Annotated in this window: 25 protein-coding genes; 9 read left to right on the forward strand and 16 right to left on the reverse strand. The window is 52.6% G+C overall.

What is annotated here, in order from left to right; genetic code table 11:
- The 4 genes from mnmG to hemJ form a co-directional block, all read right to left on the reverse strand.
- Complete coding sequence (gene mnmG / locus TW80_RS11675; RefSeq protein ID WP_045997670.1) at window positions 1-1872, reverse strand: tRNA uridine-5-carboxymethylaminomethyl(34) synthesis enzyme MnmG; 1872 nt, start codon at window positions 1870-1872, stop codon at window positions 1-3.
- Between the two features lie 11 nt (window positions 1873-1883).
- Window positions 1884-3164 (reverse strand): tRNA uridine-5-carboxymethylaminomethyl(34) synthesis GTPase MnmE, encoded by a 1281-nt coding sequence (mnmE, locus tag TW80_RS11680; protein ID WP_045997554.1) that lies wholly within the window; start codon window positions 3162-3164, stop codon window positions 1884-1886.
- A gap of 28 nt (window positions 3165-3192) precedes the next feature.
- Window positions 3193-4464, reverse strand: coding sequence for a transcription termination factor Rho (rho, locus tag TW80_RS11685; RefSeq protein WP_045997671.1), 1272 nt, complete (start codon window positions 4462-4464; stop codon window positions 3193-3195).
- A 119-nt stretch (window positions 4465-4583) separates the two neighbouring features.
- Window positions 4584-5033 carry a protoporphyrinogen oxidase HemJ gene (hemJ, locus tag TW80_RS11690; protein ID WP_045997555.1) on the reverse strand — a complete coding sequence of 150 codons (450 nt, stop codon included), beginning with the start codon at window positions 5031-5033 and terminating at the stop codon, window positions 4584-4586.
- A gap of 406 nt (window positions 5034-5439) precedes the next feature.
- Here hemJ and TW80_RS11695 point away from each other — a divergent pair, with 406 nt between their 5' ends.
- From TW80_RS11695 to dnaQ, 4 genes are read left to right on the forward strand one after another with little or no spacing between them, the layout of a single operon-like run.
- On the forward strand, window positions 5440-6039 hold the full coding sequence (locus TW80_RS11695) for a Maf family protein (protein WP_045997556.1): 600 nt from the start codon (window positions 5440-5442) through the stop codon (window positions 6037-6039).
- Window positions 6036-6863 carry a shikimate dehydrogenase gene (locus TW80_RS11700; RefSeq protein WP_045997557.1) on the forward strand — a complete coding sequence of 276 codons (828 nt, stop codon included), beginning with the start codon at window positions 6036-6038 and terminating at the stop codon, window positions 6861-6863. The genes TW80_RS11695 and TW80_RS11700 overlap by 4 nt, the downstream gene beginning before the upstream one ends.
- Window positions 6860-7462, forward strand: coding sequence for a dephospho-CoA kinase (coaE, locus tag TW80_RS11705; RefSeq protein WP_045997558.1), 603 nt, complete (start codon window positions 6860-6862; stop codon window positions 7460-7462). The genes TW80_RS11700 and coaE overlap by 4 nt, the downstream gene beginning before the upstream one ends.
- Window positions 7443-8174, forward strand: a complete 732-nt coding sequence (gene dnaQ, locus TW80_RS11710) for a DNA polymerase III subunit epsilon (RefSeq protein WP_045997559.1) — start codon at window positions 7443-7445, stop codon at window positions 8172-8174. Before coaE ends, dnaQ begins: the two co-directional genes overlap by 20 nt.
- On the opposite strand, the gene secB is transcribed toward dnaQ, so the two are convergent.
- Window positions 8167-8661, reverse strand: coding sequence for a protein-export chaperone SecB (gene secB, locus TW80_RS11715; RefSeq protein WP_045997560.1), 495 nt, complete (start codon window positions 8659-8661; stop codon window positions 8167-8169). The genes dnaQ and secB overlap by 8 nt on opposite strands.
- 58 nt (window positions 8662-8719) lie before the next feature.
- The gene (locus TW80_RS11720) at window positions 8720-9199 is read right to left on the reverse strand and encodes an FxsA family protein (RefSeq protein ID WP_045997561.1); all 480 of its coding nucleotides are present in this window, start codon (window positions 9197-9199) and stop codon (window positions 8720-8722) included.
- 108 nt (window positions 9200-9307) lie between these two features.
- Between TW80_RS11720 and TW80_RS11725 the strand changes: the two genes are divergently transcribed.
- Genes TW80_RS11725 through TW80_RS11735 form a run of 3 tightly spaced genes read left to right on the forward strand, consistent with a single transcriptional unit; the run spans window position 9308 to window position 11517 of the window.
- Window positions 9308-9967, forward strand: a complete 660-nt coding sequence (locus TW80_RS11725) for a Tim44/TimA family putative adaptor protein (protein WP_045997562.1) — start codon at window positions 9308-9310, stop codon at window positions 9965-9967.
- Between the two features lie 15 nt (window positions 9968-9982).
- Window positions 9983-10927 (forward strand): murein transglycosylase A, encoded by a 945-nt coding sequence (gene mltA, locus TW80_RS11730; RefSeq protein WP_045997563.1) that lies wholly within the window; start codon window positions 9983-9985, stop codon window positions 10925-10927.
- A complete protein-coding gene (locus TW80_RS11735; protein WP_045997564.1) occupies window positions 10927-11517 on the forward strand; it encodes a Smr/MutS family protein in 591 nt (196 codons plus the stop codon). The genes mltA and TW80_RS11735 overlap by 1 nt, the downstream gene beginning before the upstream one ends.
- Here the strand turns inward: TW80_RS11735 and TW80_RS11740 are convergent.
- From TW80_RS11740 to TW80_RS11750, 3 genes are read right to left on the reverse strand one after another with little or no spacing between them, the layout of a single operon-like run.
- On the reverse strand, window positions 11500-12735 hold the full coding sequence (locus TW80_RS11740; RefSeq protein ID WP_045997565.1) for an MFS transporter: 1236 nt from the start codon (window positions 12733-12735) through the stop codon (window positions 11500-11502). The two genes, TW80_RS11735 and TW80_RS11740, sit on opposite strands and share 18 nt — an antisense overlap.
- 60 nt (window positions 12736-12795) lie before the next feature.
- A complete protein-coding gene (gene hslU / locus TW80_RS11745) occupies window positions 12796-14100 on the reverse strand; it encodes an ATP-dependent protease ATPase subunit HslU (RefSeq protein ID WP_045997566.1) in 1305 nt (434 codons plus the stop codon).
- Between the two features lie 8 nt (window positions 14101-14108).
- Window positions 14109-15176, reverse strand: coding sequence for a hypothetical protein (locus tag TW80_RS11750; RefSeq protein WP_045997567.1), 1068 nt, complete (start codon window positions 15174-15176; stop codon window positions 14109-14111).
- A 166-nt stretch (window positions 15177-15342) separates the two neighbouring features.
- Between TW80_RS11750 and TW80_RS11755 the strand changes: the two genes are divergently transcribed.
- A complete protein-coding gene (locus TW80_RS11755; RefSeq protein WP_052700971.1) occupies window positions 15343-15708 on the forward strand; it encodes a DM13 domain-containing protein in 366 nt (121 codons plus the stop codon).
- Here the strand turns inward: TW80_RS11755 and hslV are convergent.
- A complete protein-coding gene (hslV, locus tag TW80_RS11760; protein ID WP_045997568.1) occupies window positions 15705-16259 on the reverse strand; it encodes an ATP-dependent protease subunit HslV in 555 nt (184 codons plus the stop codon). The two genes, TW80_RS11755 and hslV, sit on opposite strands and share 4 nt — an antisense overlap.
- Window positions 16260-16358: 99 nt before the next feature.
- On the opposite strand from hslV, the gene TW80_RS11765 reads away from it, so the two are divergent.
- On the forward strand, window positions 16359-17267 hold the full coding sequence (locus TW80_RS11765) for a hypothetical protein (RefSeq protein WP_045997569.1): 909 nt from the start codon (window positions 16359-16361) through the stop codon (window positions 17265-17267).
- Window positions 17268-17319: 52 nt separating this feature from the next.
- Here the strand turns inward: TW80_RS11765 and trxA are convergent, their stop codons facing one another.
- From trxA to tsaE, 6 genes are read right to left on the reverse strand one after another with little or no spacing between them, the layout of a single operon-like run.
- Window positions 17320-17640 carry a thioredoxin gene (trxA, locus tag TW80_RS11770; protein WP_045997570.1) on the reverse strand — a complete coding sequence of 107 codons (321 nt, stop codon included), beginning with the start codon at window positions 17638-17640 and terminating at the stop codon, window positions 17320-17322.
- A gap of 59 nt (window positions 17641-17699) precedes the next feature.
- The gene (gene addA, locus TW80_RS11775; protein ID WP_045997571.1) at window positions 17700-21047 is read right to left on the reverse strand and encodes a double-strand break repair helicase AddA; all 3348 of its coding nucleotides are present in this window, start codon (window positions 21045-21047) and stop codon (window positions 17700-17702) included.
- On the reverse strand, window positions 21044-23971 hold the full coding sequence (locus tag TW80_RS11780; protein WP_045997572.1) for a PD-(D/E)XK nuclease family protein: 2928 nt from the start codon (window positions 23969-23971) through the stop codon (window positions 21044-21046). The genes addA and TW80_RS11780 overlap by 4 nt, the downstream gene beginning before the upstream one ends.
- A complete protein-coding gene (locus tag TW80_RS11785; RefSeq protein ID WP_045997573.1) occupies window positions 23964-24635 on the reverse strand; it encodes a nucleotidyltransferase family protein in 672 nt (223 codons plus the stop codon). The genes TW80_RS11780 and TW80_RS11785 overlap by 8 nt, the downstream gene beginning before the upstream one ends.
- Window positions 24632-25603 (reverse strand): aminoglycoside phosphotransferase family protein, encoded by a 972-nt coding sequence (locus TW80_RS11790; protein ID WP_045997574.1) that lies wholly within the window; start codon window positions 25601-25603, stop codon window positions 24632-24634. The genes TW80_RS11785 and TW80_RS11790 overlap by 4 nt, the downstream gene beginning before the upstream one ends.
- Window positions 25600-26061 (reverse strand): tRNA (adenosine(37)-N6)-threonylcarbamoyltransferase complex ATPase subunit type 1 TsaE, encoded by a 462-nt coding sequence (tsaE, locus tag TW80_RS11795; protein ID WP_084625770.1) that lies wholly within the window; start codon window positions 26059-26061, stop codon window positions 25600-25602. The genes TW80_RS11790 and tsaE overlap by 4 nt, the downstream gene beginning before the upstream one ends.
- Window positions 26062-26082 lie beyond the last annotated feature (21 nt).

A 26082-nucleotide genomic window follows, 5' to 3' on the forward strand; every position in this document is an offset into this window, starting at 1 on the left:
TTAGCTACCTGTATTCGCCTGTTGGCCACGCTTGATCATACTAATAATCAACATCAAAGCCGCGGGAGTCATTCCTTCAATTCTACCAGCTTGAGCAATCGTTGTCGGACGCGTTGCGTTTAACTTTCCCACGATTTCGTTCGAGAGGCCCTTAACCAGACCATAATCTATATCGTCTGGTATAATTTGCTTTTCGTCGCGCTCTAGCGCAGCGATATCGCGCTCTTGACGGGCGACATAATGAGCATAGAGTGCATCTTTTTTGATTTGATCCTTAATCGGCTCATCAATTTCATCCGCGCCCCCTACGAGAGACTCAAGATGATCAAAATTGAAATCAGTCAGGGCCAATGCGTCTAATGCAGAACGACGCGGCCCATCGGGATTCAAATTCACGCCCTGCCCCGCTATTTCCCTTGCAGATAGCGAAATATTTGAAAGACTTCCTTTTGCCTTTTCAATTTTGTTCATCTTTTCGGAAAATGAATCCCAACGGGCGTCAGAAACACATCCCAATTCACGACCAACCCCGGTAAGACGCTGATCTGCGTTATCTGCGCGCAAAGAAAGCCTAAATTCAGCCCGTGAAGTGAACATCCGATAGGGTTCGGAAACGCCCCTCGTAATCAAATCATCCACCATAACGCCAATATAAGACGTCCGACGACTAAAGATGACTTCTTCTTTCTCTTGCGCAAATGCGGCAGCGTTCAAACCAGCAACCATCCCCTGCGCCGCTGCTTCCTCATAACCTGTCGTTCCGTTGATTTGTCCAGCTAGATATAGCCCCGGAACATCACGCAATTCTAACGTTGGTTTAAGAGCGCGCGGATCCACATAGTCGTATTCAATCGCATATCCGGGCTGAAGAATCGATGTGTTTTCAAGACCATAGATCGAATTAACGTAGTCTGCTTGCACATCTTCAGGCAAAGAAGTCGAAATACCATTGGGGTAAACTGTATGGTCATTCAGCCCCTCTGGTTCGAGAAATATTTGATGGGATTCCTTATCAGCGAACCGAACGACTTTATCTTCAATCGACGGACAGTACCGTGGGCCGACACCATCAATGTGCCCACCATACATTGCTGAACGATCAAGGTTTGCGCGAATGATGTCATGGGTTTTGGTATTTGTATGCGTGATACCGCAATCAATCTGGCGAACAAACGGTTTCGTGGAAAGGAATGAAAACATCGTAGGTTCTGAATCAGACGGTTGTGATTCGAGAAGATCCCAACGAATGGTACGCCCGTCTAATCGGGGCGGCGTCCCCGTCTTCAGCCGACCAAGCGGAAGGCTGAAGCTATCAAGCCGCTCTGCCATTTTGACAGATGGCTTATCTCCCATCCGACCACCTGGGCGTGATACATCTCCGATATGAATGACGCCGCGCAGGAAGGTTCCGGTCGTCAAAATCACGCCAGAAGCGCGCAACTGCTGATCATTATCTAAGACAACACCAGCAACACGTCCCCCATCCATCAGTAGATCGGTTGCTTCACCTTCAATGACTTTTAGGTTTGGTACTAAATCTAGCGTAGCCTGCATCGTAGTACGGTATATTTCGCGATCTGCTTGCGCACGCGGGCCCTGTACCGCCGGTCCCTTTTTCCGATTTAACAACCGAAATTGGATACCCGCACGATCAGCAACTTGCCCCATAACACCATCGAGCGCGTCAATCTCACGTACTAGATGCCCCTTACCGAGACCACCAATCGCTGGATTGCACGACATCACGCCAATGGATTCTTTGGTCAATGTGATCAGAGCCGTGTTTGCGCCCATCCGCGACGCTGCATGAGCGGCCTCTGCTCCGGCGTGACCGCCGCCAATTACTATTACGTCGAAGTCATGATGTTTCACGTGAAACACTCCTATTTCCCGATGCAAAAGCTGGAAAAGATTTCGTCAAGAACTTGTTCTACATCAATACGCCCGACAAGGCTATCCACTGCGCGAATAGCTGACCTAAGTTCCTCGGCTGTCAGATCAGCCATTCCGTGCTGCTGCTCAAGATCATTCTCCGCAGCGTCCAAATAGCCAATTGCTCGGATCATTGCGACACGATGTCGTTCGCGCATTGCAACGCCAACTGATGCCACCCGCTCCTTTAGAATACTGCCAATTCGATCTACTAACTCATCAACGCCGGCGCCAGTTTTTCCAGAAATCCCAAAGCCTTCCGCATCATGAATATCTGACTTTGCCCGAACAATAATATCACTGTCATCTATATGAAGTGGGTATTCATCATTATGCATCAACATGTGGACACGAATATCTGCCGTAGCAGCGCGCTCTTTCGCGCGTTGAACACCAATTCCCTCGACCACATCGTCCGTTTCGCGCATCCCCGCGGTATCGAGCATAGTGACCGCCATCCCATCAAGATCGAGCTGAACCTCAATGACATCGCGGGTTGTTCCAGCGATTTCAGATGTAATCGCGACTTCGCGACCGGCCAGCCGATTAAGCAACGTGGATTTACCTGTATTGGGCGCGCCAATAATTGCGACCTCAAATCCGTCGCGGAGGCGTTCCGCTATTTTGACCCCTTCTGCTTCGCGACGCATCTGTGATTTCACATCAGCGATCAATGCGCTCACTTCCGGTGTCACGTCGACGGGCACTTCTTCGTCGGCAAAATCAATTGTCGCCTCAAGCAAAGCCGCTGCGCGGATCAGTTTTTTTCGCCAATCTTCGGCCAAATCCCCGAGAGCACCTGAAAATACACGGACTGCTTGTTTGCGCTGACTTTCGGTTTCAGCGTCAATCAGATCAGCAAGGCCCTCGACCTGGGCCAAATCCAGACGACCATTGTCTAACGCGCGACGCGTAAATTCACCGGGGTCAGCTGGCCTTAACTCTGGATCGTTTCCCAATACACCTAAGACAGCACTCACGACGGCAGGGCTTCCGTGAAGGTGTAGTTCAATGACGCTTTCGCCGGTAAAACTTTTGCCTTCAGCAAAGTTCAAAACCAACGCTTCATCCAAGAGTTGGCCGTTTTGATTAGACAATACACGAACACCGCGATTGCTGGGCACATTCCCCATCAATCGTCCCGCAGCTTTCACCGCGTTTTTACCTGACAATCGAACCACAGCAACACCTGCGCGGCCCTTTGCAGTTGCTAAGGCAAAAATTGTGTCCATAATTAACCTATTGTTTTATAACAACAAGTTACGTGTTCATTGAGTCAAAGAAGTCAGCGTTAGATTTCGTCTGCTTCAGCTTCCCGATCAAGAATTCGATCGCATCAGTCGTTCCCATTGGGTTCAAGATACGCCGCAGCACGTAAGTCTTGGCCAGATCACCTTTGTCGACCAACAGCTCTTCTTTCCGGGTGCCTGATTTCAGGATATCCATCGCAGGGAAGACACGTTTATCCGCAACTTTACGATCCAGAACGATTTCAGAGTTACCCGTACCTTTGAACTCTTCAAAGATAACCTCGTCCATACGGGAACCAGTATCAATCAGAGCCGTCGCGATGATGGTCAGAGACCCGCCTTCTTCGATGTTACGTGCGGCACCAAAGAAACGTTTTGGTCGTTGTAGCGCATTCGCATCCACACCACCGGTCAGAACCTTACCGGATGAAGGCACAGTCGTGTTGAACGCGCGCCCAAGACGCGTGATCGAGTCCAGCAGGATCACAACATCGCGTTTATGTTCGACAAGGCGTTTCGCCTTTTCGATGACCATCTCAGACACGGCAACGTGGCGTGATGCTGGTTCATCAAAGGTCGATGATACCACCTCACCTTTTACAGAACGCTGCATGTCGGTCACTTCTTCAGGGCGTTCGTCGATCAACAGAACAATCAGATAGCACTCTGGGTGATTTTTCTCGATAGAGTTCGCGATGTTTTGCAACAGAACCGTCTTACCGGTTCGTGGTGGCGCAACAATCAACGAACGCTGTCCCTTACCGATTGGCGCAACAAGATCGATAATCCGCGCAGAACGATCTTTGATCGTCGGATCTTCGACTTCCATCTTCAGCCGTTCTTCGGGGTAAAGCGGTGTCAGGTTGTCAAATGCAACCTTGTGCTTCGCTTTCTCCGGATCTTCAAAGTTGATCCGCTCAACCGAAGTCAGCGCAAAGTACCGTTCGTTGTCGTTCGGTTCCTTCATCACACCTTCGACGGTATCCCCTGTCCGCAACGAATGCTGACGGATCATTTCAGGTGAAACGTAGATATCATCCGGGCCTGGCAGGTAGTTTGCCTCGGGCGAGCGCAGAAAACCGAATCCATCTTGAAGGACTTCTAGCACCCCATCCCCGCCAATGATCCATTCATCGTCGGCGCGTTCTTTGAGGATAGCGAACATCATATCGCCTTTGCGCATCGTCGATGCGTTCTCGATTTCGAGCTCCTCAGCCAGCGAAAGAAGGTCTTTCGGGCTTTGCGCTTTGAGATCGGCAAGGTTCAGACGGTCTTGTGACATCATAAAATCCTTCACCAGCCAAATGACCAGTGTCTTTGCATATAGAAAAGGAAAACCACTTTCCCGGACGGGAAGCTGGTGCAGACATAAGCAACCAAGACCGACGAGTCAACGACTTGCTAGAATGGCCGAACAATCACTGCAATGACGATAATGATCATAAGGACTGTCGGAACCTCGTTCGCGATCCGATAGACCTTGCCCGAACGTGTATTTGTTCCAGCAGCGAATTCTTTGCGACGTTTGCTTAGCCATCCGTGAAATCCGCTCATCATCAGGACGGCGATGATTTTCGCCCATGCCCAGACAGATCCCCAATCGAATGCACCCAGCGCCAGCATGGTCAACCCAGCAACCCAAGTTACAATCATCGCGGGGTTGATGATCACCTTTAGCAGCTTCTCTTCCATAATTTGAAAAGTCTGATCGAGCTCTGATCCAACCGCCGCGCGCTCCGCATGGTATACAAACAAGCGAGGAAGATAGAACATACCTGCCATCCACGAGATGACCGCCATAATATGGATCGCTTTGATCCATTGGTAATAACCACTCAGAAAATCCAGCATGTCTTTCTCTTTCTTCCGTCAGTTACCTCTTAATAAATTAATATAAGAAGAAAAGATGATGATGATGATTGTATGCGGATTTTCTGTGGTTTGTTTTTTCATCCGCAGACTTATCCCATGGTAGGCCACAGGAAAATATTTTGATCCTAGTTGTCAGTTTTGTGTAATTAATATATAAAAACAATAACTTATAGGTAAGTGAATTTTTGCCGTAGCCGCGATTCGTGACATTGACTCTATGAATCCGCACGATTCTTCCACAGGGCACAGTTATCCTTTCCCACCGTGGAAAAATCGGCATAAAGGCGGGCATAAGTTTCGACTTTCTCACATGCCCAGATTTTCGCTGAACTGTCCCACAGCTAACGCGCAAACTGACACAGAGTTTTTCCAAAAGGTTATCCACATGACCGAAAATATCATCTTGGCTTCTGGCTCTGAAATTCGCGCAACTTTGTTGCGGAACGCCGGTGTTTCTTTTTCGGTGGTCAAGGCGCGCGTTGATGAAGACGCAGTTCGGCAGTCGCTAGAGGCCGAAGAAGCCTCTCCCCGCGATATCGCAGATACATTGGCTGAACTTAAGGCACAGCGCGTCGCGTCAAAGCATCCAGATGCTTTGGTGATTGGTTGCGATCAGGTTCTCGCGTTGAAACGCACAGTATATAGCAAACCAGAAAGCCCAGAGCAGGCGCTCGCACAATTGAAGAGCCTACGGGGGCAGCGTCATCAATTGTTGTCTGCAGCTGTCATCTATGGCGAAGGTAAACCACTGTGGCGTCATGTTGGTGTCGTTCGCCTGCAAATGCGTGACGCGAGCGACACATATTTGGCCGATTATGTCGAACGCAACTGGGAAAGCATTCGTCATGCTGTAGGAGCATATAAGCTGGAAGAAGAAGGTGTGCGGTTGTTCACGCGCATTGAGGGGGATTATTTCAACGTGCTTGGACTGCCGCTACTCGAGCTACTATCATATCTATCACTGCGGGGGACGCTGCCGTCATGACCCAAACGCCCAAAGCTTGCGTCATTGGGAATCCGATTTCTCATTCCTTATCACCTAAACTGCATGGATATTGGTTAAAGACATATGGTTTGCCGGGTGAATACACGGCGCTTCAGGTGGCCGAGGCTGACCTAGAAGCCACATTGCGCCATTTGCCAGAACAGGGGTTCGTCGGTGTAAACGTAACGCTGCCGCACAAAGTTGACGTTTTGCAGTTCGTCGACCACATCTCAGATCGTGCGACGCTGATCGGCGCGGCTAATACGCTGACCTTCAAAGATGATGGTCGTATTTTTGCTGATAATACAGATGGTTACGGATTTATTTCTAATCTCAGGCAGGGCGCGCCTAGCTGGGATCCTAAATCAGGCCCCGCCGTTATATTCGGTGCCGGTGGTGCCGCGCGTGCTGTTATCGTTGCGCTTGCCGATGCTGGAGTTCCAGAAATCATCCTGACCAATCGCACGCGGGCCAAGGCAGAGGCGCTTCGCGCGGATTTTGGTGCGCGTATTCGTGTGGTTGATTGGGTTCAGGCCGGAACAGTATTAGAAGAAGCACAGGTTGTTATCAACACCACGTCATTGGGAATGAAAGGCGCGGCAGAGTTTAAAGTCCCCTTGGATGGGTTGCGCCCTGAAACTGTCGTAACTGACATCGTTTATAACCCGCTTCGTACGCCATTCTTGAACGCGGCAGAAAAACTTGGCTGCACAACAGTAGATGGGCTTGGGATGCTGCTTCATCAGGGTGTGCCAGGGTTTGAACGTTGGTTTGGCAAACGTCCAATTGTTGACGAGGCAACCCGCCAGGCTGTTTTGGCATGACGCATCGCCTTGGATTGACCGGGTCCATTGGGATGGGGAAATCCACGACCGCACGGATGTTCCGCGACGAAGGTATCCCCGTTTGGGATGCAGATGCGACTGTTCATACGCTCTATGCAAAGGGCGGAGCAGCGGTCGCACCTATTGGCCAGGTGTTTCCTGATGCGATTGTTGATGACGCAGTTTCACGAGAGGTTCTAAAGGAACTAATCGCGAGAGACGCCAGTGTCATGAGCAAATTGGAAAAGATTGTGCATCCTTTGGTTGCCCAAAGCCGCCAAGCGTTTCTGGCAAAATCTGATGTACCGCTTGTCGTTTTTGACATTCCTTTGTTGTTTGAAACCAACGCGGACGCGTGGTTGGATTCTGTATTGGTGGTCACTGCCCCTGCTGAGGTTCAAAAAGAACGTGTTCTAAGCAGACCGGGAATGACAGAAACGCAATTTCAAACCATTCTTGATCGGCAGCTACCCGATAGCGACAAGCGTGCGCGCGCGGATCACATTATTGAAACGCTGACGCTGGACGATACCCGCGATGCTGTGCGAAAACTGATTGCGAAACTAAAGAGGCAATCTGATGCGCGAGATCGTACTTGATACCGAAACGACCGGGTTTGAACCGCATGACGGTGACCGGATCGTTGAAATCGGTGCTATCGAACTGATCGGGCATATGCCGACGGGGCGGACCTACCACCAATACATCAATCCGGAACGATCAATGCCTGCCGAGGCATTCGGTGTTCACGGCATTGGTCCAGATTTGCTAGAGCCTCCCCAAGACCCAAAACCGGGCCAAGAAACGCTGCGCGACAAACCTGTATTCAAAGATATTGCTCAGGATTTTATCGATTTTATCGGCGATTCAAAGCTGGTCATCCACAATGCTGCATTTGATATGAAATTCCTGAATGCAGAGCTAGGATGGGTCGGGCGGCCATTGCTGCCGATGGATCAATCGCTTGATACTTTGGCGATTGCCCGTCGCAAGTTTCCAGGGTCGCCCGCATCATTGGATGCGCTTTGCCGTCGCTTTGGCATCGACAACTCTTCGCGGACGCTTCACGGGGCGTTGCTCGATAGTGAAATTCTTGCGGATGTGTATCTAGAACTGATCGGTGGTCGTCAGCCTGATTTTGCGCTTGGGGCAAATACGCAGGCCAAGTCAAACAATGGTCAGTCAGATGATTGGCGGCCAACTGCGCGCCCACAGCCGTTAGCGTCTTTGATTACTGCCGAAGAAACCGCCGCCCATACTGCCTTTGTTGACAAACTGGGCGACGATGCGTTGTGGAAAAAGCTTAGTTAGCTTTTGCTTTTTCAGCTTCTGCACGACGTGCCAGCTCTGTGCGGTAGAGCGCAAGGAAATCAATAGTTTCCAAGTTCAGAGCGGGGAAGCCGCCGTCACGTGTAATATCGCTGACGATACGACGCAGGAATGGGAATGTGATACGTGGGCATTCAATCAACAGATAAGGGTGCATTTGCTCATCTGGCACGCCCTCGACGTGGAATACGCCAGCATATTCGATTTCCAAAACGAAAAGCGCTTCGCCCTTTTCTTTGGTCTTGCTGGTGATGTTCAGCTTTGTGATGACTTCGTACTGGTTTTCAGCAGAACGCTTGCGCGCATCGAGGTTCACTTGAACTTGAATTTCTGGTTGCGCATCGCCGGTTACACCCTTCTGAGCAAGGATGTTTTCAAATGACATGTCGCGGATGTATTGCGCCATGACGCGGCTGTTGACCTGCGCGGGTTGTGCCGGTGCGGCACCGTTTTCTGGGGTATCAGACATTATAAACTGCTCCGGTTAAATTCTGTTGGCGTTTTCCTAGCAGTCAATGTCCTAAGGCTCAATGGCGGGTCCACCCAGACGGTGGGTGTGTTGGTTTTTTGTCTCCGGTGATGTCCTGAAATTCACCGTCAATCACTTGGTCGTCAGGTCGCGGCTGATATGATTGCTGGGCGCCCATCGAAAAACTGGCGACATTGATCCGTGATCTCCCCCACAGATATGCAGCGTGGCGCACTTGTGGTACAAGCAATGACAATCCGACAACGTCAGTGAAAAATCCGGGTGTGAGCAATAGCGCACCAGCAAATAGGATCATCGCACCATTTGCCAAAGGTTCGGTCGGATCCTGAAGCGCCGAAAACGACTGCTGCAATTTACCCAATTCACGCAAGCCTTGCTGGCGCACCAGATACGACCCGGCGATTGCAGTCGCCAAAACAATCAAAAGCGTCCAACCGATCCCAATCAGGCCGCCCACCTGAATGAACAGCGTGATTTCGATCATCGGGATCGCAATGAATGCAAGCAACAGCCACATGGTTGGCACCTTTCTATCTTAACGGGGCACGGTGGACTTGGCACCATGCAGGCCCTACATAGGGTGTGAACAGGCATGTTTCCATGCCTCACCCAAATTGAGGTCCGAATGAACTCTTTAATTGAAATTCTGGTGCTGGCTGGCATTGCCGTCTTCTTGTTCGTGCGGTTGCGCGGGGTTTTGGGAACCCGAGAAGGTTTCGAAAAGCCAGTTGTCCGCCCATCGCAAGATGACCGCCGCGGCAATAAACCCGAGCTTGAGCTGGTCAAGGACGGGCCCGATTTGGATATCACCGATCACGTCTCCGAAGGCAGCGCTGCCGCGATTGCATTGGCGAGTATGAAGCGTGTCGACCCGACCTTTAATGTTTCTGAATTTCTTGGTGGTGCCCGTGCCGCATATGAAATGATCCTCATGGCATTCGAGAACGGTGATCTTGCGTCGATCAAACCTTTCATCTCAGAAGAAGTTTACGAGGCATTCGCCTATGTTGTCGAAGACCGTAAACGCAAGGGACTGACGGTCGATGCGACGTTCATCGGGATCAGCGATATGTCTTTGGCGTCAGCAGAGTTCCACGAAGCTGGTAAAGAGGCCGAAATTTCTGTTCGCTTCAAATCCGAGATGACGTCGGTTGTGCGCGACAACGCCGGCGATATTGTCGAAGGCAGCGAAAAAGAAGTGAAACGCCAGAAAGATACCTGGACCTTTATGCGTCAGATGGATTCTGGTGATCCAAACTGGAAACTTGTTGCAACTGGTGAATAAGGCGCAGCGCGGGCGATGGCCGAACTGGCATATAGGCGACTGTCGTATGATGCGTTGACGAATTGGGCGGCTGATGATCATCAGGCCGCCCTTGATGTTTTTCTGACCACGGCCACGGATTTCGCGGATCAGGACTGGCGTGCCTTATCAGCGCACTATCAAACCGCGCGTAGTTTCTTTGAGACAAATTTCACGCCTGTGTTGATTGAGGATGGATCACCTTGCCTATTCACAGGTTACTACGAACCCGAAATTACGGGTTCACGTGAACCAACAGATACATTTTGCGTGCCGATTTATGCGCTCCCAGAAGACCCAAGCGCATTTACCCGCAAGCAAATCGACCATGACCAAGCACTGGCCGGGCATGGACTAGAGATTGCGTATCTCGCCGATCCAGTTGATCTGTTTTTTCTACAGGTTCAGGGATCTGGACGAATTGTCCTTAGTGATGGGCACAAAATGCGCGTCGGGTTTGCTGGTAAAAATGGGCGAGCCTATACGTCGATTGGGAAATTGTTGATAGCACGGTCCGCGCTTTCTGCCGAGGAAATCAGCCCAGAAACCATTCGTGCATGGATTAAACGCAATGGTGACGCAGGTCGCAGGTTACTATGGGAAAACGAAAGCTACGTGTTTTTTCGAGAATTGACGCAGGTAGCAGCAGATCAGGGGCCGATTGGGACGCTAGGCAAATCTATCACGCCTTTGCGTTCAATTGCTGTCGACCCGGATCGCATTCCCCTTGGGGCGCCCGTTTGGATCGAAAACGCCAAGATGACACAGTTGATGGTGGCACAAGATACTGGTTCGGCCATAAAGGGGTCACAACGGGCTGATATTTTCTTTGGAACAGGACAGACCGCTGGCGAACGTGCGGGCGACGTCAATGAAACGGGACGTATGGTGGTTCTTTTGCCGAATGCGATGGCGGATAAACTGTGTGGACGAGGCCACTGATGCGTAGACCCAGAAATCTATCAGAGGAAGAACGGGCACTTTGGGACCGGGTTGCGGAGCGCGCTAAACCTTTGGAAACCAACGCCCCGCGTCGCGCGAAAGCAGCACCCGAGAAACCTGCCAAAAAGCCGACCCATGATGACTTTGCTCCGGTGCCGCAGTTTCGCGTTGGGCAAAAGGCGAATGTTCACCGCTCTCATGATATTTTGCCGGATATTTCCGAGCGACTAAAGCGTGCGCCGGTCCAAATGGATCATAAATCATTTGGAAAAATGAAACGCGGCAAGTTGGTTCCAGAGGCGCGTATTGATCTACATGGGATGACCATGAACGAAGCGCATCCGGAATTGGTGGCGTTTATCCTCGGATCGCAGGCGGTTGGTCGCAGGTTGGTTCTGGTCATTACAGGCAAAGGCAAAGATCGCGATGACGGCGGCCCAATTCCAACACGCCAAGGGATATTGCGACATCAGGTGCCGCAGTGGCTTGCCCTACCACCACTGAACCACGCGATTTTGCAAGTGACGCCAGCACATATTCGACATGGTGGTCATGGCGCGTACTATGTTTATCTACGACGCGGCAGGTAGCCGGGCCTCGGCTTTTCTCACCGCTGGAACCATGGCTAATGAGGCAATGATAAACGTGGCGGAATAAAACAAAAGCTGCGTATCGAACCCGACACCGATGTCGATGAGCCACCCAGACAATCCTGGCCCGATTGCAGAACCCAGTACCATTAAGGCGACAGAAGCAGACTTGATGGAGCCAATGTAGGCGGTGCCGAAATATGTGCTCCACACTGATCCAGGCAGTGTGGCTTGCCCGCCGCCAACAAGACCCATCAAGATTACGCCCAATGCGGACCAACCAATCGTGGGCGAAAAAGCGTGGATGATAAACGCGACTGAGTAAGGCAGCAGATAGATGGGCAACAACCGCCCCACCCCGTATTTATCGACAGCCCAACCAAATAGAAATGTCGCCCCCATGAAGGTAAAGGTCCCCAACGGAAAGACTGCAACGAATTTGAGATGTTCCCATCCCTTAAGTTCCGCAAAATGCACTTGGTGAAACCAGAATGCCGTAGCCAACATTGGAAATAGCGCCATCGCCGGTGCAAGGGTCCAGAATAGCGGATGTTTCAGGGCTTCGGCCCGTGTCCAATGCCGATCGTCCATGCCAGTTGCCGTATCTTCTTTGGCTGCGGATTGCGGGGTGCGTTCGCGTTTCAACAAAATCCACAGCAGCGGAATCATCACTATGATGAAACCCGCAAAGCCCAACCAGATTGTCCGCCAGTCAGCATGCGATTTCAGCCAAACGCTTGTCAGCGGTAAAGTTGCTTCTGCAATGATAAAACCCAATGTGGATACCGCTAGCGCCCGGCCGCGTGTTGCGATGAACCATCGTGATATGGCGACAACCGAAATTGTGCTGCTCATGCCCTGACCAAACAGGCGCAGGCAAAAGACAATCAGAACAAGGCCCAAGACATGTGTATTCAGCGCCATTCCAACACATGAAAGTGCAAGCAAGACAAGAACCAGCACACCGAGGCTTCTGACCCGAAACCGGTCGGTAAGCCCGCCTGCGTAGACCATCACCGCGGCCGAAGTCATGGTCGCAACCATATAGATGGTGCCCCATTGACCATTTGACAGGCCATATTCCGCACGGATTTCACCGGCAAAGACAGCGATTAGAAATGTTTGCCCGAAACTGGACAGAGCAGAAAGAAGCGCGCCGACCGCAAGGAACGGCGCGTTGTCTTTAATAAAGCGAAGATAAGAGGCGAATGAATGCATACGCCTTTGGTGATCCCGCACCGCGCAAAAGGAAAGCCCCAAATGCGCAGTGCGGCGAAATCACAACACGTAGCGGCTCACGTCAGTTGAACGTGCCAGCTCTCCGAGGTGCTGTTCAACAAATTCCGCATTCACGGTGATCGCGTCGCCACTACGGTCTGGTGCGTTGAACGACAGATCTTCGAACACACGTTCCATAATCGTATAGAGCCGACGTGCGCCGATGTTTTCGACGGACTCATTGACTTCTGCCGCGATTTTGGCAAGCGCGGCGATGCCGTCAGCTTCAAAGCTAACGGTAACTTCTTCGGTGTCCATCAGGGCAGTGTATTGGCGGGTTAGCGCGTTATCAGTTTCTGTCAGGATGCGTACAAAATCTGCTTCGGTCAGCGCTTGTAGTTCAACGCGGATCGGCAAACGGCCCTGAAGCTCTGGCAAGAGGTCAGAGGGTTTTGCCACGTGAAAAGCACCGGACGCGATAAACAGAATATGATCCGTCTTGATCGGGCCGTGTTTGGTGGAAACAGTGGTTCCCTCGATCAATGGCAAGAGATCACGTTGCACACCTTCGCGCGAAACATCCGCACCGCGCGCATCAGAACGCGCGCAAACTTTGTCGATTTCGTCCAAGAAGACGATGCCGTTTTGTTCAACCGCCTCAAGCGCAGCTCTGGTGACGGTTTCATCATCCAATAGCTTGTCTGCTTCGTCGGCGATCAGGACTTCGTAACTCTGTGCGACAGTCATCTTTTTCTTGACCGTGCGACCGCCCATTTTGCCGAACAAATCGCCAAGGTTCATCATGCCCGCCATGCCACCGGGTTGTCCGGGGATTTCAAAACCGCTGAGCGGGTTTGATGTGTCAGCGATATCCAGTTCGATCACAGTATCATCAAGTTCGCCCGACTTTAGTTTTCGGCGGAACATTTCTCGGGTGCCATCACGTGCATCGGTGCCTGCAACGGCGGTGATCACGCGGTTCTCTGCGGCTTCTAATGCTTTTGCTTTCACGTCTTCGCGCATGTGTTCGCGCGTATCCAAGATCGCGGTGTCGACCAAATCGCGAATGATTTGTTCCACATCACGTCCGACATAACCCACTTCGGTGAATTTCGTGGCCTCAACTTTGATGAAGGGCGCGCGCGCAAGTTTCGCCAGTCGCCGGCTGATTTCTGTTTTGCCGACGCCAGTTGGCCCGATCATCAGAATATTCTTGGGGTAGACCTCATCACGCAGATCATCGCTAAGCTGTTTGCGGCGCCAACGGTTGCGCAAGGCTACTGCAACAGCACGCTTGGCGTCCTTTTGGCCAATAATAAACCGATCAAGTTCGGATACAATTTCACGAGGGGTGAGGTCAGTCATGTCAGTCCTTACACATGAGATGGGGGCAAGCGGTGCAATGGGAAACGCGCAGGCAACACACGCAAAGTGCGCGCGCGAATTTTTTCCCAAAAAGCACCTAAAAATAGCATTGTCGCGCCCAGTACCAGAACTGTCAGCGCAACGCCATCACCATCCAGAACAGTTATTGCAACGGTGACGACATATCCAATTGCCGTGATCAAAAACGAACGCCGGTCAATGATGATTGCAATCACCGCAAAGACGGCGAGCACAACAAATAGGCCAAGTGTCGATAGCGTTGTATCTTGGTTCAAGAGTGTCAGCCCGATGGTGTTGATCAATGCGGGGGCGGCGACAACGTGCAGCCAGAACCCATTGGTGGATCGTCTGGTTACGCGGTGTGGGTCGCTCATGTCAAAGAGCATCGCTATGGCAAAGACGATGATACCAAGGATCAAGGTGATCCATGCAAATGGGCCACCCGCCGAAAGCAGGAACAGATCGCGGAATTCGTTGATTTCGCCGCCTTTGCTGGCGGTAAAGACCATGGTGACGGCAAAGAAACCGATTGCCAGAATGGCCATCGCAAAGGGCACACGAAACCGCCACCAATAGATCAACAGCGCAACAAGCCCCAAGAACAGCGGGAGCGGCACGCTCTCGAGATTGCCTTGGCCAATCATGAAGGGTTCAGCGAAATAGGCAAAAAACCCGGATGTCGCGTTGACCACAAACATAATCGCCAGTGTGGATGCAGGGCCGATCATGCGACGGCGGCGTACAAAATATTCGGACAACAGCCAAATGACGATGGCCCCAGCGAGGGTCACACCAATGGCGTAGCGTTTTAGATCGACGATCTGATCACCCAACGCCAGCGTTGCAACCGAATACCAACCGATTCCGAGAATGAACAATCCGATGATGATAAAGACCTCATTGAAGCCGCGGAACAGCTCAAAGGGTTCATCGCCCGGTGCCAGATCCGACGCAGAGCTTTGGCGCGCGAGCGCCAATGTCGCCAGATCTGACGCCTGTTTTTCGGACAGTAGCCCGCTATTTATCGCTGCGCGTAGGTCATCTTTGTCAATCATAGGTTTTCCTTTGCGTCCGTCACATTTAGGGGCTGTCAGGTGACACGCCAAGTGGAACACCTAAGTTTTGGCTTAAATTACAGAACTTCACAAACCCGTGGCGTTGATTGTTTGGTCACGTGTGATCTGTAGGATGATCCCCGATGTGAAATTGGGAGGTCTTGTTATGAACAGACGGTTTTTTATTGCGGCGCTAATGGGATCAGCAGCTATGCCAGCCTTTGCAGGTGGTCACGGGCGGCTTGGGTCGTTTGGCGGGGTAAACGGGCATACCGTGACCGGCACCGCTGAAATTGCTGGAAGCGAAATCAACCTCTTGGATGATTTTGTTTTCGATGGCGCACCTGACCCCAAAGTCGCACTTGGCAAAGATGGCGTCTATGATCCTGCAACGCTGATGGGGCCGCTCGAAAGCTACACAGGCGCGTCAAAATATGTCGCCCCCGAAGGGATCGACACATCTGAATACAACGAAGTCTGGATTTGGTGCGAAGAGTTCAACGTCGGTTTGGCGGTGGCCCCAATCGTCTAACCGATGCTTTCGACCGTAAGTTTGCCGTTGGTATACACGCAAATATCAGCGGCAATTGCCATTGCTTTGCGTGCGACATCTTCGGCATCCATATCGGTTTCCATCATCGCGCGTCCGGCGGCCAAGGCAAAGTTCCCACCTGACCCGATTGCTGCGATATCGTGCTCTGGTTCTAGAACGTCGCCAGCACCTGTAATGACAAACAGATCGGTGCCGTCGGTGACGATCAACATCGCTTCGAGCTTTTGAAGGTATTTGTCGGTGCGCCAGTCTTTGGCGAGATCAACGCTCGCACGTGCCAGCTGTCCCGGCGTTGCTTCTAGCTTTTTCTCGAGCCGTTCAAGCAACGTAAACGCATCCGCCGTTGATCCGGCAAATCCGGCAATTACATCTTGGCCGCCGGGCGACAGCCGACGTACTTTGCGGGCAGTGCCTTTGATTACAGTTTGACCAAGGCTTACCTGACCATCGCCAGCGATGACGACTTTACCACCTTTGCGCACACCGATGATTGTTGTGCCGTGCCATCCGGGAAATTCTTCTTTGGTCATTATCTGCTCCTTGCGGGTTGCGTCCTATATGGCGCTGAGCGCGCAGGCAAACAACCCCGTTGCTTGTAGCTGTTCTGACATAGCGATAGCCTTTGCGCCATGAGCGACGAAAAGACAGTTACATTCTACCTTAGTCCCCAAATGCGGCGTCAGGCAGAGCGGGGAAACCACAATTTTATCCGGCAAATTTGTCGTGTCGTCGAAGAGGCAGGATTTAGCATCGCCTACGATGTGAATGATCATTTGGGGCGGCTCAATGCGATGTCGCGTGCGGGACGCAGTTTGTTCTTGATGGACGATCCTGTGGATGATCGTGGGCTGACATTTCGACGGACATATATTTTTCCGTTTTGGCACATCGAAAAACAAAGCGAACGTTGGGAATGGCCAGTTGCAAAGCAGATGTTTGATCCGATTGCACAAGATCCTGTGAAGGCGCGTGGTTTTCATCGCCGTTGGCAAGAAAAGCTATTTCCGAATGAAATCACGCAAAGCGGGTTTGTATTGGTGCCACTGCAGGGTCGCCTGACAACCTGTCGTTCATTTCAGCATTGCAGCCCGCTTGACATGGTCAAGGCGACGCTTAGGCATGACAAGACGCGCGATATCGTCGTCACCCTACATCCGTCTGAAACCTATACTGACGATGAGATGAAGGCGCTTCACGCCCTGATTGATGCCAATGACCGCCTAACGTTGCAGCATCAAAGATCAGAGAAATTCTTGTTTGATTGCGACTACGTCGTGACCCAGAATTCAAGCCTTGGGTTTCTAGGGTATTTTTTGCGCAAGCCACTAATTTTATTTGGGAAAACAGACTTTCACCATATCGCGTTGAAGGTGGATGAATTGGGCGTTTCAGGGGCGTTTTCTGCCCTACCCGATCATACGCCCGACTATGAATCCTATCTGTTTTGGTTTTTGCAAAAGCAATCCATCAACGCGGGCCGACCAGAGGTGCAATCAGTCATTCAGAACGTTTTGAAAGGTCACGGTTGGCCTGTCTAAAACGAAAAAGGGCGCCACATCGGGCGCCCTGAATTCTTTGCTGTTTCAAAGATTAGACGGATTCTTTGATCCATCCATCAAGCGCCGCTTTAGGTGCCGCACCAGATTTGTTTGAAACAACTTCACCGCCCTTGAAAATGAACAGGGCTGGGATACCGCGCACACCCAGTTCGGATGCAGTGCCGGGGTTTTCGTCAACGTTCACTTTGACGATTTTGACTTTGCCGTCGTACTCGGATGAGAGTTCTTCCAAAGCTGGGCCGATTTGGCGGCATGGGCCACACCATTCTGCCCAGAAGTCTACGACAACAGGGATATCTGACTGACGGACTTCGGCGTCAAAGGTTGCGTCTGTAACTGCTACAGTTGCCATTGGGGTGCTCCTTGGCGAATGTCATTGGATGCTGAACCTATGTACCTGACGGCCATTGGTCAAGATATCGAAATACCCTTCAGCGTTTCGTGAAGCAGTTCAGGCGAGAGCAAATCGAGCTGGCCGTTTTGTGTCCATAGGATCCCAACGGTGATGTCATGATCAGGATAGATTTGGCGCAAGGCTGCGAAATACGCGGCCATCTGGCGCAATATCCCCATAGGTGTTTTTGATGTGTCGCTGGGCACAGTGTGATTTGATTTGTAATCAACAGCCAAGACTTGCGTTTCATTCACAATCAGTCGGTCGATGGTGCCATGAATGCGCCCAATACCATCAATATGCGCGGTCACATCCACCTCTGACAGTGCGTTTGAATCCCATAGATGCGCTAGATGAGGTTCATCCAACAAGGTGATGACCGCATCCACGATGTCTGGATCGCCCTGTTCAATGAGTCTGTGACCGATGGCTTTGCGCTCGGCCTTGGGAATTTCGGGGAGATATTCCAGTAGTTTATGGATCAGCGTCCCGCGTAGTTTCGCGGCGTCGCCATCATGGTCGGCTGGATCGCCGGGCATGACCTTTGCCCCATCAAATTCTGACGGGGACAAGGTTTTTGTAATTGTCAGCTCTGGGATTGGTCCAAATGATGGCGTGACAACAGATGTTGCAACTGGGGTGGTAGGCACGATCAATTCCCCCACTTCCCAATCCATATGCGCCACGCGACGCACTTCCATATCGTCAATTTTCAATCCGGTATCGCCGCGCGTGGCCATGCCTTCGGCAACGATATTGTACCAGCTTTCGTCGCCTTCACCGACCTCGCCGGCCGCACCAACAATGAGCCATTTTTCAGCGCGTGTCATGGCAACATAAAGCAGTCGCATCCGCTCTCGTTGCTGTTTGGTGACGAACTCGTTGCGAATTTCTTGCATCGCGGCACCAGATTCCGCCGCGGTGGATTTCCACACAATCAGATCGTCGGCAGGCAAAAGCTCGTCTTTGACATCGACCCGTCGCTTGGCGGTGTCAGGCAAAATCACGATAGGTGCCTCGAGCCCTTTGGACCCGTGAACGGTCATCACCCTGATCCGATCACCCTGAGCATCCATCTGGCGTTTGACCTCAAGGTCGTCGGTTTCCATCCAGCTTAGAAATCCAGTCAGGCTAGGCACGCCCGTCGATTCATACGCCAAGGCCTGCGACAAGAGCGCGTCAATTCCGTCTTCAGCCTCTGGTCCAAGGCGCGCCAAGAGCTTGCGACGCCCATCATGACGGGTCAGGATGCGCTCGATCAGATCATATGGGCGTAGAAAGTCAGCTTCTTTCCGTAAATCGCGTAAAACGGCCAAAGTTTCCGAATGAGCTGAGTCACGCAATGCAGGCCAAAGGTACCCTTTTTCAGGACGGTGATGCGCGAGCGTAAACAGGTCTTGCTCTGACCAACCAAACAGCGGCGAACGCAAAGCAGCGGCAAGCGATAGATCGTCTTCGGGTAGCGCCAGAAAATTTAATAACGCAGCTAGGTCTTTCACCGCCAGTTCCGCGCCAACGCGCAGACGGTCTGCGCCCGCGATCTTGAGCCCAGCGGATTTACAGGCCCGAATGATTTCTGAAAACAATTCAGACCGCCGCTGCACCAGAACCAGAAAGTCGCCTTCGGTAATCGGACGGCGGTTATAGGTGCCGCTGTGTTCGATCTCTTCGGGGATGGTTTCATCTGCGATCATACGTTTGATTTGTGCGGCGATCCGGTTCGCCATCAGGACAGTATGGTCGGTTTCGCTGGGCAGATCGACCGGATCAAACCAATTTCGCGGTTCTTCGGTTGCTGGTTTTTCGATGACTGGCCACAGGTCAACACGGCCGGGCATGTTTTCTTTGAACGCGATGTGATTCAGCGTGTCATCCATGCCAGCTGCCCGTTCGCCGGTAAATGTCGCGTCGACAACGGATAGGATTGCTTGGGATGACCGGAACGAATGATCCAAAGATGTTACTTCGAACGGTTTATCTACGGCATGATGGGCATCGCGAAAATGCACTTTCATGTCGTCAAAGGCGGTAGGGTCCGCACCTTGGAATGAATAGATCGACTGTTTTTTATCACCAACTACAAAGACGGTGCGTTCACGGTCTGGATGCGCGCCCTCTCCGCTCGCGAATTCTTGGGTTAGTTGTTCGATCACGGCCCATTGTGTCGGGCTGGTGTCTTGGGCTTCGTCGACCAAAACGTGATCAATCCCACCATCCAATCGAAACAACACCCATTGCGCCACGTCCCGGTCGGTCAAGAGCGCCTTGGCCTTGCGGATCAGATCGTCGAAATCCAAAGCCCCCATCAACAGCTTGCGTTGCTCGTAGGCGGGAACAAATGCAGCGCCGAATTTATACAGGGCAATTGATCGCTCTAGCGCGTTCAAGGCCAGACGGTCTTCGCGGGCGTCCTGTACGCCAAGCATGATTGGTTCTAGATCTTCGATAAGGGCGGCGTGCGTCTCTCGTGTGCCTTTGGTAGGAAAACTGCCGATCTTAGCGCCAAAGGGGGATTTGGCTGAACCACCGAATAAAAATACGCTTTCGAGCAGGGCAAGATCGCGCAAGTTGCCGGGTGCGTTCTGGCTGACTTTGTCCAGAACGGCGGCCGCTTTCTTTTCGGTAGCGCTACCCTTGGCACAGATTTTCGCGAGCGCATGAATGGTATCAAGGTTCGCTTGGCTCAACAGATCGGCGGTTAGATCATCTGCAGTTGTGGTTGGGCTTAGGCCGAAACGGGCGCACAACGCATCGCGCGGAATACCATGGGCAAAGGCGTCGCGCTTGTTTGCTACCTCCGCCGTGAGATCAGCCAGTTCCGCCCCGGTAAAGTGATGCAAGATTTCCCTGACCAACGGGGCATCTGGTCCGGCGATCATTTCGTCCAGAACCTCGGCGCGTAGTAATTCTGCGGCGCGATCTTCCATTTCACGGAACTGCGGACTGACCTGCGCCTCAAGCGGAAACCGTCGCAGGACGCCCGCACAAAACGAGTGAATTGTCTGAATTTTGAGCCCGCCGGGTGTCTCAATCGCACGGGCAAAAAGCGTGCGCGCCTCGCGAAGCTGTTGATCATCAATCGCACGATCGACGCCAAGTGTGGTCAGATCAGCGCGCAATGCGTCATCCGCCATCATCGCCCAATTGCCCAACCGCTTGAACAGACGGTTCTGCATTTCGGCTGCTGCGGCCTTGGTATAAGTCAGACATAGGATGTTTTGCGGCGATACTTTTTCAAGCAAAAGCCGCGCGACACGATCTGTCAAAACGCGAGTCTTGCCTGATCCAGCGTTTGCGGACAGCCAAGTCGAAGTGCGTGGATCGGCAGCGTCAACCTGCCTTTGGGATGCGGCGTCGCGGATCATGTCAACACCTCTGGCGTTGGTTCGTCGCTGGTGTCCCATTCGCCAAATCGCGACAGGTGATCATAGGGGCTGAAATCGGTCTTGGAAAAGAGAGCAATCCGCGCCGTATAACCGCGATCGAGCTGTTGCCAATTTGCAAAAAGCGTCTCTAACTCGGCCCAAACCTGACTTGGTGGGTTTTTCTCTAGTGGTGCGTTACTGTTTTTCATGGTGGTGTTCACACCGATAAAAGTCGCGGCCTGTACCGGCTTTTGGCCGATGTCACTGAATGCGCCGCGCTCAACCATTGCCGCTTCGAGTAGCAATTGTTTGTCGAAATTTTCCTGCTGCTTTTCGCTGGGTACGACACCGGTTTTGTAATCATAGATCAGCGCCTGACCGTCGGGGGTCAGATCGATCCGGTCGGCAAGGCAGGTCAGTTTGACCCCGACATTGGGAACGATGATTTCGCCCCGTTTTTCGATGACGCGCTGATCAGAGAGAGCTTGGCGTTTGACCTCATCCGCAAGGAACGGATCGGCGGATTTTTCCATGCGTGCGATCCATTGCGCGCGGATGGTGGGCCACGGGCAATGTTCGGTGAAACTGTCCCGTGCGATTTGCATCAAGGCGTCGCGATCATCAGGGGCAAACCCACCGGCAACGAATTTTTCTAGGATCTCATGCACTATGATCCCACGAAGCGGGGCGTCAGCCGTTGGTGACAACGGATCAAGTGGGTCAAGGCGCAGAACTTTTCGCGCGTAGATCGCAAACGGGTCACGGATCAGCGTTTTGATCTGCGTGACTGACAATTGGTCAGGGCGTGCCGCGATGGGTGGGCAGGGCGACGGGCGTTTGGCTGGTGCAGTTCGATCGTCAGCAGACGAAAGTTGCGCAGCCATATCTGACCAATGTTGACCCCGCGCTAGCATCGCGGCAAGCGCGGCATCGCCATTTTGCTGTGGCAACCCGCGCAACAGGTTCGTCAAACGGTTGACCCATCGCGAAGGCACAGTTTCAGCGTCCGAGGAACGTTTTGCACGGGTGATCCAGACCTCGTTTCCAGCGACAGCCTGTTGATAGTCGTGCGCAGAAAGCCCGATGCGCCGTTCCGGCAAAAGCAGCCCCGCCTTTGCGCGCATGACCCGATTGAGCCAAGGATCGGGTGCAGGCGCTTCGGGCCAGACGCCGTCGTTCATGCCGCCAAGGATCGTCAGATCGACACCTTGGACACGGGCCTCTAGGGTGCCCCAGATCAATATCTGTGGGTGCCCTTTGTCGCGTTCGCGGACCACGCCTTCGGATAGGATCGCGCCAAAGAGTGCCGCGTAATCCTTGGTGGACATGACACCAGCGAAATCAGCGTTTTCGGCTATGCTATCGCATGTTTTGCGCGCTTCGCGTCCCGCATTTTCCTGCCAGAGTTCGCCAGCATCAGTACCTGACGGACCAGCGCAGAGCCGTTCCGCCAACTGCAAATGCATCGCGAGATGCTCGGACAGAGGTAGGTCGCGCGGTTCTGAAAATCCAAATACAGTCTCGGAAATCCAATCGGCCCAATCGTCGCGTCCTTTGCTGCGGGCGGCCCAATCACGCAATGTATCGGCAGTTGGAAATGGCGGTCCGTTCCGGCGGAGATAAATTTCCAACTCGCGCGTGTGGCGCAGATGCGGTCCGCGTTCGGCATCGGTCGAATTGCACAAAGGATGTTTGAGCAAAACAAGGAGCATTTCCCCAGTCAGCGGTTTGCCCAGCATATCTGCGACATGGCGCAATAACCGTCCCGGCGGAGAAAGCTGTAGCGGTATCCCGGCACTATCATCCGGGCGAATATCCCATCGGTCGAGCGCGGCGGTGACTTGCCGTGTAAGCATCCTATCTGGAGAAATTAGCGCAGCCGTTATCCCATCTTCGACAGCTTGACGAAGGCGTAGCGCAATTGTTTCGGCCTCTGCCCGTGGTGATGCTGCCTCGACCAAAGTGAGACCTTGTGTCGCCTCTGTCAGATCGCCAAGGTCTGGCCCTTCTTCGAGCCATTGGCTTGTGACTGGTGCTGGGCGCAAAGATAGCGAAACCAGCTTGTTGCGCGCATCATGCAGCGGGGCATGGTCGGACCAGCGGGCAACATCGTGATTTTCAAACGCCATTTGGTCCATCAGGCGGCGGAACCTGAACTGCGGGTGATCTTCGGCAGTCAGTTCATCGTTCATTGCCTGCCAAACCGCGTCTGGCAGATCAAAGTCGTACCCCGGCAGAATAATCGCGCCCTGGGGTAGCTTTGCGACGGCTTTCATAAACATCGCCGTCGCCCCACGTGACCCCGTTGAACCGGCGACAATGATCGGATGGTTCGGCGGATGCTGTTCCCATTTGTGCGAAAGCGCTTCAATCACCATCCTCTGGCGCGCTTCTTTGTCAGGCGTTTCGTGATTTTCGCCGAAAAAGTTGGTGATAATATTTAGAAACTTGAGCGTCCGTTGCCAGTGTCCTGATTGGTCCGAAACATCAAGCCCGGCAATGGTTTCCGGGATTACGCCCTCGCCCTGCATTTCATCCATCAATTTGGCAAGACTATCAGACAAATCATAAAGCGCGGCACGCGGCGCGAGGTCTGGCTCTTGCTCTAACAACTTGGATACGAATTGCAGCAATTCAAAGCGGCGTTGCAGGGGGGGCACCGCAGGCGGCACCGACAGTGTGACTGGATCGTCACCGAGCTGCGATAGCAGTTTGATCCGCGGCATCAAACATGCAGGCCCTGCGTCAAAGACATCGCGGATACGGCGCTGCATCCGGGATGTATTGACGTAGATTTCGGTGCGTGCCCATTCGTGTGGCGCCATCTGCGCACCGCGCGCCATCAAACCATCCACCAGCGATTGTGCGAAATCTACACCCAGCGGTGTACCAAAGATCCGAGGTCTTTCCGTGGGTTCAAACATTCAGCATCGCCTCAGCAATTGGGATGCTCGAAGGTTGCCCAACATCGCACCACGCCCCGTCATATGTCACCCCATACAGCCCGTTGCGCGTCGCAATATCGTTCCAGACGACGTTCAGCGAAAACGCATTTTCTGTAATGTGATCAAGCGTATTTGGCCGAATGATCTGTACGCCAGTGTAGATCAGGTCACTGCCACGATGAAGGCGCGCATTTGCATCGAGATCAAAATCACCTGCCCCCAGATGCCCATGCACGTTGTGTTTTTTGACAACCAAAAGCAGGGCTTCCATGTCGTCGCGCCATGCCGATAGCAAGGTCTTGATCGAGTTTGGCCCATTCCAAACTGCGTCGGTGTTCATGGTGATTGTGGGTTTGTCGCCTAATAGCGGGCGGGCCTTTTTCAATCCGCCGCCCGTCTCAAGCAATGCATCAGTTTCGTCGGATATGATGATGCCCGTGTCGGCAAGATGCGCGCGCATCTGATCGGCGCAATAATGAACGTTGGCGATCTTAGGGCTGATTTCAGGCAGGTCGGTCAGCGCAAGCGCGTGATCAATGAGCGCCTTGCCCCCGACCCTAATTAGCGGTTTGGGTTGATTGCGCGTGAGCTCCCCCATGCGGGTTCCAAGGCCAGCTGCAAACAAAAATAGAGGAGTCGTCATCCGCGCAGCCTTGTGAGAAATTCATTTTCTGGTGCTGGTAACGTATCGCGCACTGCTTGATCCAGTAATTTCAGTTCGGGATGTCGTAGATCAGACAATAGATTATCCCAAACGCGCGGAATAAAGTTGACGTAGCGCGGTTTATTGAGCGCGCTCGCAAGTCGGGCAAAGACCCCAAGGATACGTAGGTTTCGCTGTGCGCCCAGACACGCGAGCTGCGCGGGAAATGTCTTGCCGGCCTTTGTTTTGGCCATGAAATAGGTCGTGATTTCCTGCGCTAAGGCTGGATCAATCTCGCGCCTCACATCCCGCAAGAGTGATGCCAGATCATATCCCGCCGGCGCGACAAATGCGTCCTGGTAGTCCAGCAATCCAACGCGTTTCAGTCCAGTTTGATCAGGCCGCCAGATCAGGTTTTCGGCGTGATAATCGCGTAGCGCCAATGTGTTCGCATCCGGTGCAAGGCGCTCCATCGCGTCACGCACGGTGTCGATCAGGCCGCTGCTGGATGATTGCGCATAGTAGGTGCAGGTGATTTCGACCATCTGTGCGCCCACCTCGGGCGTCATAAGTTGTAAATCTCGCGGCGCAGCCTGTTGGGCTAGTTCGACCAACACATCAGCGGCCGCACGATAAAGTGTCAGACTCCGATCGGGGTAGATGGAAAGCCAATGCGCAAAATCCTCTGCGCCGAGATCCGACAGAACCATAATTCCCAAGTCTGGTTCATGCTCAAGGATTTCGGGCGGAGTCAGGTTGTATGCGATCAATAGCTGAGTGATCTGCGCAAACTTTGATGTTGATGCACCGTTTTCTGGGGCATCATCCATTAAGATAACGGATTGCCCATTATGGGTCAGACGTTCATAGCGCCGCCCAGATGCATCCCCAGCAAGCGGCGTGCGCGTCCAATCCGCCCAAGCCGAATTGGCAATGAATTTATCAATGATAGCAGAACGTTGCATCATAACACCGCCTGTAATCTTGTGGCCCAATGGTTTGATCCATCGATCGCGACCTGATGTGCAGTTTCGCCCGCGCTGAATGATAGGGACAGTGCGTTTCTTGGTGCGTCGTCGCCTAATCTGTCGGGCCATTCAATGAGGCAGATTGCGTGGGTAAACGCTTCGTCGAGGCCAAGCTCAAACACCTCGTCTGCGTGGGTCAAACGGTAGAGATCACAATGCCAAATGTCTCCATCTGGCGCTTCGTAGGTTTGGACGAGCGTGAAGGTCGGTGATGGGACATCCTCCATCCGGCCAAGACGAGCGCGAATTAATGCGCGTGAGAACGCAGACTTCCCCGCGCCGATCTCACCACTCAGCAATAAAACATCGCCCGGTCGTAGTATTGGCGCGATACGATGGGCAAGCGCAGCGGTATCTGCTTCATCTGGTAGGGTTTGGGTCATCGGCAAATTGGTCATGCCGAATGATTATTGTTTGGG

The organism is Loktanella sp. S4079, assembly GCF_000967725.1.
GTDB lineage: Bacteria > Pseudomonadota > Alphaproteobacteria > Rhodobacterales > Rhodobacteraceae > Yoonia.